Here is a 7,615-nt window from a genome sequence, read left to right as displayed (position 1 = left end):
AGGTCATCGTCAGGCTTTTATTCCGCAAAACCCCATAGGCTCTCGCCTGTGGGGTTTTGTCTTTGGTGCGCGCGGAAAACCCCAAAAAGAAACCCCCGTGCGGCTGACGCCGCACGGGGGTTTTTGCTGGTGGGGTTGATCTTCCGTCTGGCCTTCCATTAACGCATTTGAAGCCTTTGCAAGGCGGCCGCTGACCGTCCATTGCCGCTTTCGCAGCGTTTTCAAGACGCCGCATTGCCGCCTTCGCAGCGGTTTTCAAGACGCCGCCACGACGGCGTAATCATCGACGCCGTGATCTTCCGAACGCTGAAAACGGCCTGTCAAAATCACCTTGAGCAAGCCTGCAACCCGCGCCAGCATTGAATGTGCCCAAATAACAACGCTCGTGGGCCGGCTGGGTTTGTGCGGTAAGATTGACCGAGTCAATTGTTGGAGCGTAATCGTGAGTGATACCCAGACCCCCGCGCCCGGTACGGCATTAGACCTGCGCACGCTGACCCATGTGGCCTATGGTTTGTTCGCCCTGGGCTTTCTGACCAGTGGTTTCCTGGGCATCGCCACGCTGGCGGCCGTCGTGCTGATGTACCTGAAGCGTTCGGACGTCGCCGGCACCGTCTATGCCGCCCATTTCGACTGGCTGCTGCGCACCTTCTGGTGGGCGTTGCTGTGGCTGGCCATCAGCTGCCTGGCGCTGATCATCTATATTGGCTGGATCGGCGTGGTCGCGACGGTGGTGTGGGGCTTGTACCGCCTGATCAAGGGCTGGCTGGCCCTGCTGGACGGCGTTGCGCCGACCTCCTACGCCTGATTCCAGGTTCTCGAGCAAAAAAGGCCGGCTGATGCCGGCCTTTTTTTATCCGTTCAATACGACGTACAGCGCGACCAGCAACATGGCGCTGCCGAATACCCTGGCCTGGATGCGCAGCGCCTGCGGCGAATTGAAGCGTCCCAGGATGACCTTGCCACCGTAGATCCAGGGAAAATGGCAGAACAGGCCCAGGATCACGAATGCTGCGCTGAGCCGCCCGACCTGCAGCGACAGGCTGACGCCGGGCATGAGGAACTGGGCGAACATGACCGCGATCATCGAGTGGATTTTCGGATTCAGGATCACGCAGATGAAGCCGTCGACGAAGCCGAGCGGCCGGGTGTCGGCGGCCTGGCTTGCGGGTTTGGCCGATGCACGAAAGAAGCCCCAGGCCAGATAAAGCAGGTAGAGGACGCCCATCCACTTCAGCACGACGTGGATCTGCGGATGCTCATGCAGGGCGCCGCCCAGGCCCAGGCCGTAAAGCGCGCACAGCGCCAGGTTCGCGGCTTCGAATCCGACCCAGAAGGGCACGGACCCCCGCAAGCCGTAGCGGCCACCCGCGGTGGCCAGCAGCGTATTGCCCGGCCCGGGGCTGATGATCATGGGCACCGCATACCCGACAAACGCCATCCAGACTTCCCATCCCGTCATTGCCGCTCCTTGGCTGGCCGTGGACCGGCGCGCGTATTGGGCTGAGCACCGGCGAAGCCGCCATTAAACGGGGCTTACCGAGGCTGGCAAAACGATCTATTCTCATGCCTTCGATAACTCAGGCTAATCGAGTTCATGCGACGCTTGCCTCCGCTCGGCGCCTTGCGCGCCTTTGAAGCCGCTGCGCGTCACCTGAGTTTCACGCGTGCCGCGGCCGAGCTGTGCGTAACGCAGGCGGCCATCAGCCACCAGGTGCGGGCGCTGGAACAATGGCTGGGCCGGGAGCTGTTCGTCCGGCGTGGTCATGCGCTGGCATTGACGCATAAGGGGCAGGCTTATCTGGATGAGCTATCGCTCGCATTTGACCGCATGGCGGCCGCCACGGAGCAGGCGCGTGAGCATCGCGAGGGGCCGTTGCGGATCACGGCGCTGCCTTCCTTTGCCTCGCGTTGGCTGTTGCCGCGTCTGCCGGCGTTTCGCCAACGTCATCCCGAGATCGAGTTCCGTGTCGCCAGCTCGGCGCGCTTGTGGCCGGGCGATGATGAATTCGATCTTGGCATCCGCTCCGGCCTGGGCCGTTGGCCGGGACTGAAGTCGGACTTGATCGCGCGGGAGTATCTGAGTCCGGTGTGCCATCCCCGGTTGGCGGAAGGCCCGCCGGCCTTGTCCGAGCCCGCCGACCTGGCGAACGTCATGCTGCTGCACGACGAGCCACGCGCGGCATGGCGCCAGTGGTGCGAACTGGCGCGGGTGTCGCTGGACCTGACGCAGGGCGTGCAATTCAGTGATGCCGCGCTGGTGCTGCAAGCGGCGGCCGATGGGGTGGGCGTGGCGCTGGGGCGCTTGATGTTGGCGGCGGATGATCTGCGCGCCGGCAAGCTGGTTCGCCTGTTCGATCAGGTGCTGCCCAACGACTATAGCTATTGGCTGGTATCTTCGCGCACGGCCGCACAGCGGCCGGACGCACAGGCATTTCGCGCCTGGTTGCTCGAGGAGGCGCGCAAATCGCGCCTCTCGCCGGCGCTGGCGAAACGCTGAAGAGCCAGGCTGGGCAAGGCTTTGCGGGCAATGACTAATGTGATCGACGGCATCGCGGATGCGATGCCGTACAGGGCGTTCCGCGCAAGGGGATGAGGGGAGGCCATGGCGTGTCGGACATTGCGAACCGCGAGATATCGCGGGCCTTCGCTGTGCAACACGCATTCAGAACGGGCGCGTATCTCTCGAACGATCAAGACCGGGACGACGTTGTCCAAGCGATTGGACGCGACAGCGTTCGCATGCAAACGGATATGGAGGGGGAGGAGAGCCGTGCCCATCGCGGGTGTGGGACTGGCCGCGCAAGGCGGAAAGCCTGCGGTGGCGGGAAGCGCCGGAAGTCGGGTCCGCCCGGCGTTCAAGCCAGGGCGTCGCGACAGTATCGAGGCAGGGACGTACCGGGTACGCCCTTTGCCTGCTTACTTCAGATGTGCGTTGACCAGCTTGGTCAGTTCGAACATCGTGACCTGATCCTTGCCGAAGATCGGGCGCAGCTTGGCATCGGCGTTGATGTTGCGCTTGTTGCTCGCATCTTGCAGGTTGTGCTTCTTGATGTATTCCCAGATCTTCTTGGTGACCTCGGTGCGCGGCACGGCTTCCGAACCGATCACAGCAGCCAGTTCGGCGCTGGGAGTCAGGGGCTTCATGAATGCAGCGTTCGGCTTGCGCGCGGTCGCGGGTTTGGAGGTTGTGGCCATAATGCGGCGCTCCTTCTCTGGCTGTTGGAAAAATTGTCCTGCGGCCGGAGCATAACGTGTCTCTCCGGTAAAGACAAAGGCATTTATCCTCTGTAGCAACTAAAATATCCCGACTGTCCCCCCTCTCACGTCATTCTGTAACCTCCTATGTACGCACGTTCTCCTTTGGAATCAATTCGGCTGTTTCATGACGAATTGACGGCGCTGCGGCGCGACTTGCATGCCCATCCCGAGCTTGGCTTCGAAGAAGTCCGGACGTCCGGGATCGTTGCCGGCGCGCTCGAGGCGCTGGGAATCGAGGTGCACCGGGGTATCGGCAAGACCGGCGTGGTGGGCGTCATCCGCGGCAAGCGCTGCGACAGCGGCCGCATGATCGGCCTGCGCGCCGACATGGATGCGCTGCCGATGACGGAGGACAACGAGTTCGGGCACAAGTCGACCAAGCCGGGCCTGATGCACGGCTGCGGCCACGACGGCCATACGGCGGTGCTGATCGGGGCCGCCAAGTACCTGGCGCAGACGCGCAATTTCGATGGCACGGCCGTCCTCATCTTCCAGCCGGCCGAGGAAGGGCGCGGCGGCGCCAAAGCCATGATGGAGGATGGGTTATTCGACACCTTTCCCTGTGACGCCATCTATGCGCTGCACAACTGGCCCGGCCTGAAGCCTGGCACCATCGGCATCAATCCGGGGCCGATGATGGCGGCGGCCGACCGCTTCGAGATCCTGATCACCGGCCGCGGCGGCCACGGCGCGCATCCTTATCAGACGATCGACCCGGTGACGATCGCCGGCCAGATCATCACGGCGCTGCAGACCATCGTGTCGCGCAACGTCAATCCGCTGGATTCCGCCGTCGTGTCCATCGGCTCGCTGCAGGCGGGCCATCCCGGCGCGATGAGCGTGATTCCGCGCGAGGCCCGGATGGTGGGCACGGTGCGCACGTTCCGCAAGTCGGTGCAGGAGATGGTCGAGACGCGCATGCGCGAACTGGTCACGGCGATTGCCAGCGCCTTTGGCGGCACCGCCGAACTGACCTACGAACGCATCTATCCCGCGACCCTGAATACGCCGCAGCACGCCAACCTGGTCGCCGACATCGCCACCGAGATGATCGGCAAGGAAAACGTGGTGCGTGATCTGGTACCGTCGATGGGGTCGGAGGATTTCTCCTTCATGCTGCAAAGCAAGCCTGGCGCCTATTTCCGGCTGGGGCAGGGCGGGGCCGATTCCGGCTGCGTGCTGCACAACTCGCATTTCGATTTCAACGATGCCGTCATCCCCCTGGGCAGCGCGATGTTCTGCGCGCTGGCCGAACGGGGCATGCCGCTGGCAGATTAAGAAGCTCTCCATGTCCACGCAAAACACGAATCAACTGATCATCACCCGCCCTGACGATTGGCACCTGCACCTGCGCGATGGCGCGGCGCTGGAAGCGGTGGTGGCCGACACGGCCAGGCAATTCGCCCGCGCCATCATCATGCCCAACCTGAAGCCGCCGGTGACCACCACCGAGCAGGCGCTGGCCTATCGCAGCCGCATCCTGGCCGCGCTGACCAAGGCGGGCGGTGATGCCGACGCCTTTACGCCGCTGATGACGCTGTACCTGACCGACAACACCTCGGCCGAAGAGATCTTCCGCGCGCACGAGTCGGGCCAGGTCTACGCGGTCAAGCTGTATCCCGCGGGCGCGACCACCAACTCCGACGCCGGCGTGACCGACCTGCTGGGCAAATGCGCCAAGGCGCTGGAAGCGCTGGAGAAATGCGGCATGCCGCTGCTGGTGCACGGCGAAGTGACGGATCCGTCGATCGACGTGTTCGACCGCGAAGCGATTTTCGTGGAGCGCGTGATGAAGCCGCTGCGCCGCGCGTTCCCGGCGCTGAAGGTGGTGTTCGAGCACATCACCACCAAGGAAGGCGCTGAATACGTGCGCGATGCCGAGGGGCCGATCGCGGCAACGATCACGCCGCAGCACCTGCTGTACAACCGCAATGCGATCTTCCAGGGCGGCGTGCGGCCGCATTGGTACTGCCTGCCGATCCTCAAGCGCGAAACCCACCGGCTGGCGTTGGTGGAAGCGGCCACCAGCGGCAGCCCGCGTTTCTTCCTCGGCACGGACAGCGCGCCGCATGCGCGCGGCCTGAAGGAGCACGCCTGCGGCTGCGCCGGCTGTTATACCGCGCTGCATGCGATGGAGTTGTACGCGACCGCGTTCGACGCGGTCGGCAAGCTGGACAAGCTGGAAGGCTTTGCAAGCTTCCACGGTCCGGACTTCTACGGCCTGCCGCGCAATACCGGCAAGCTGACGCTGGTGCGCGAGAGCTATCAGATTCCGGATGAAGTGCCGTTCGGCGACACCGGACTGGTGCCGCTGGCCGCTGGCGAGACGCTGGCCTGGCGCGCGGCAGTCTGAGCATGCCGGCCGCCGCCATGTGGACATGGTGGGTGGCGGCCGCCCTCTATATATAGAGGGCGCTGAAGTCGATGGCGCGGTGACGGACCCGCCGCGGTCGCGGCGGTCCCGCTATCGCGTCAGAGGGCGCTTTCGCGGCGCGCCTCGAGCAATTCCCAACGCGCGAATTTTTCCTCGAGCTCGCTTTCCAGCTTGGACAGCTCGCTGTTGATGCGTTCGACTTCGGCCGGCGCATCGCGATAGAGGCTGCCGTCGGCGAGCTTGCCGGCCAGTTCGGCCTGCTGCGCTTCGAGCGCCGCGATGGCTTCGGGCAGGCCTTCGAGTTCGCGCAGTTCCCACGAATTCATCTTGGCGGCGCGGGCCGGCTTGGGCTTGGCGGCCTTGGCGCGGGCCGCGGCTTCGTCGGCGGCGCGCGCCGCCTTGGCCGCGTCTTCCTCCGCCGCCGCGGCAGGCGCCGGGGCGGGGCGCTGGGCCACCCATTCGTCGTAGCCGCCGACGTAGTCGCGCCAGTGGCCGTTGCCTTCGTAGGCGATGGTCTGGGTGACGACGTTGTTCAGGAACGCGCGGTCGTGGCTGACCAGCAGCACCGTGCCCGAGTATTCCTGCAGCAGTTCTTCGAGCAGCTCCAGCGTTTCGATATCGAGGTCGTTGGTGGGTTCGTCCAGAACCAGCACGTTGGCGGGACGCGCGAACAGGCGCGCCAGCAGCAGGCGGGCGCGCTCGCCGCCCGACAGGCTGCGCACCGGCGAACCGGCGCGGGCGGGCGAGAACAGGAAGTCGCCGAGATAGCTCATGACGTGCTTGCGGGTGCCGCCGATCTCGACCCACTCGCTGCCCGGGCTGATGATGTCGACCAGCGTCGCGTTTTCGTCGAGCTGGGCTCGCATCTGGTCGAAGTAGGCCACCGACACGTTGGTGCCCATGCGGGTCTTGCCGCTGTCGGGTTGCATTTCGCCCAGGATCAGCTTGAGCAGCGTGGTCTTGCCGGCGCCGTTGGGGCCGATGATGCCGATGCGGTCGCCGCGCAGGATGGTGGTGGAGTAGTCGTCCACCACGGTCTTCTCGCCGAAGCGTTTGCCGACGTGTTCCAGCTCGGCCACCATCTTGCCCGAACGCTGGCCCTCGGCCAGCGCCAGCGACACATCGCCGACGCGCTCGCGGCGCTCGGCGCGTTCGACGCGCAGGCGTTCCAGGCGCCGCACGCGGCCTTCATTGCGGGTGCGGCGGGCTTCCACGCCCTTGCGGATCCAGACTTCTTCCTGGGCCAGCAGCTTGTCGAAGCGAGCCTGTTCGAGGCGCTCGGATTCCAGCCACTGGGCCTTGCGCTCCTGCCATTGCGAGAAATTGCCGGGGAAGCTGAGCAGCCGGCCGCGGTCCAGTTCGACGATGCGGGTGGCCACCGAATCCAGGAAGCGGCGATCGTGGGTGATGATGACGGCGGCGCCCTTCCAGGTGCGCAGCATCTCTTCGAGCCAGGCGATGCCGTCGAAGTCGAGGTGGTTGGTGGGCTCGTCCAGCAGCAGCAGATCGGGTTCCTCGACCAGCGCGCGGGCCAGCGCGACGCGCTTGCGGGTGCCGCCCGACAGGCCGGCGATCTGGGCGTCCGCCGGCAGGCCGAGTTTTTCCAGCACGGCGCGCACGCGCGACGGGCGTTGCCAGTCTTCATGGTCGCCGTCGACATTGCAGACCACGTCGAAGACGGTGGCGTTTTCGTCCAGTTCCGGTTCCTGTTCGACCGTGGCCACGCGCAGGCCCGAGGTGCGGGCGATGTCGCCATCGTCGGGCACGGTGCGGCCGTCGAGCAGCCGCAGCAGCGAGGACTTGCCGGCGCCGTTGCGGCCGATGAGGCCGATGCGCTCGCCGGCCTGGATGGCGAAGTCGGCGTGGTCCAGCAGCGGATGGTGGCCATAGGCCAGCTGGATGTCGGTCAGGGTGATGAGCGTTGCGAGAGCCATGTAGTGAGGTCGTTCTTGCGGCGGATGAGCGGATCAGACCGGTATT

The 7,615-nt window shown here is 65.1% G+C and carries 7 protein-coding genes; 4 read left to right on the top strand and 3 right to left on the bottom strand.

What is annotated here, in order from left to right:
• The first annotated feature begins 442 nt into the window (after positions 1 to 442).
• A complete protein-coding gene (locus tag AOZ53_RS27185) occupies positions 443 to 808 on the top strand; it encodes a DUF4870 family protein (protein ID WP_035359985.1) in 366 nt (121 codons plus the stop codon).
• A 45-nt stretch (positions 809 to 853) separates the two neighbouring features.
• On the opposite strand, the gene AOZ53_RS27180 is transcribed toward AOZ53_RS27185, so the two are convergent.
• Positions 854 to 1,462 carry a LysE family translocator gene (locus AOZ53_RS27180; protein WP_054474678.1) on the bottom strand — a complete coding sequence of 203 codons (609 nt, stop codon included), beginning with the start codon at positions 1,460 to 1,462 and terminating at the stop codon, positions 854 to 856.
• Between the two features lie 135 nt (positions 1,463 to 1,597).
• Here AOZ53_RS27180 and gcvA point away from each other — a divergent pair, with 135 nt between their 5' ends.
• A complete protein-coding gene (gcvA, locus tag AOZ53_RS27175; RefSeq protein ID WP_054490149.1) occupies positions 1,598 to 2,500 on the top strand; it encodes a transcriptional regulator GcvA in 903 nt (300 codons plus the stop codon).
• A 419-nt stretch (positions 2,501 to 2,919) separates the two neighbouring features.
• Here gcvA and AOZ53_RS27170 read toward each other — a convergent pair whose 3' ends face one another.
• Positions 2,920 to 3,198, bottom strand: a complete 279-nt coding sequence (locus tag AOZ53_RS27170) for an SWIB/MDM2 domain-containing protein (RefSeq protein WP_006217453.1) — start codon at positions 3,196 to 3,198, stop codon at positions 2,920 to 2,922.
• Positions 3,199 to 3,345: 147 nt separating this feature from the next.
• Here AOZ53_RS27170 and AOZ53_RS27165 point away from each other — a divergent pair, with 147 nt between their 5' ends.
• Both AOZ53_RS27165 and pyrC read left to right on the top strand, forming a co-directional pair.
• On the top strand, positions 3,346 to 4,539 hold the full coding sequence (locus AOZ53_RS27165) for a M20 aminoacylase family protein (RefSeq protein ID WP_054433494.1): 1,194 nt from the start codon (positions 3,346 to 3,348) through the stop codon (positions 4,537 to 4,539).
• Complete coding sequence (gene pyrC / locus AOZ53_RS27160) at positions 4,535 to 5,614, top strand: dihydroorotase (RefSeq protein ID WP_156333546.1); 1,080 nt, start codon at positions 4,535 to 4,537, stop codon at positions 5,612 to 5,614. The genes AOZ53_RS27165 and pyrC overlap by 5 nt, the downstream gene beginning before the upstream one ends.
• A gap of 119 nt (positions 5,615 to 5,733) precedes the next feature.
• Here pyrC and AOZ53_RS27155 read toward each other — a convergent pair whose 3' ends face one another.
• Positions 5,734 to 7,569 carry an ATP-binding cassette domain-containing protein gene (locus AOZ53_RS27155; RefSeq protein WP_054490147.1) on the bottom strand — a complete coding sequence of 612 codons (1,836 nt, stop codon included), beginning with the start codon at positions 7,567 to 7,569 and terminating at the stop codon, positions 5,734 to 5,736.
• Positions 7,570 to 7,615: the final 46 nt, after the last annotated feature.

The sequence above is a fragment of the Achromobacter sp. 2789STDY5608621 genome (assembly GCF_001299375.1).
Classification (GTDB): Bacteria; Pseudomonadota; Gammaproteobacteria; order Burkholderiales; family Burkholderiaceae_B; genus Achromobacter; species Achromobacter insuavis.
Note: the sequence above shows the minus strand (reverse complement) of the source record. Positions and strands in the feature narration are given on the sequence as shown.

What these genes read in the sequence shown, in the direction of transcription:
- AOZ53_RS27165 (WP_054433494.1), top strand. Translation starts at nt 3,346, where the DNA reads ATGTACGCACGTTCTCCTTTGGAATCAATTCGGCTGTTTCATGACGAA.
- AOZ53_RS27155 (WP_054490147.1), bottom strand. Translation starts at nt 7,569, where the DNA reads ATGGCTCTCGCAACGCTCATCACCCTGACCGACATCCAGCTGGCCTAT.
- AOZ53_RS27180 (WP_054474678.1), bottom strand. Translation starts at nt 1,462, where the DNA reads ATGACGGGATGGGAAGTCTGGATGGCGTTTGTCGGGTATGCGGTGCCC.
- AOZ53_RS27170 (WP_006217453.1), bottom strand. Translation starts at nt 3,198, where the DNA reads ATGGCCACAACCTCCAAACCCGCGACCGCGCGCAAGCCGAACGCTGCA.
- gcvA (WP_054490149.1), top strand. Translation starts at nt 1,598, where the DNA reads ATGCGACGCTTGCCTCCGCTCGGCGCCTTGCGCGCCTTTGAAGCCGCT.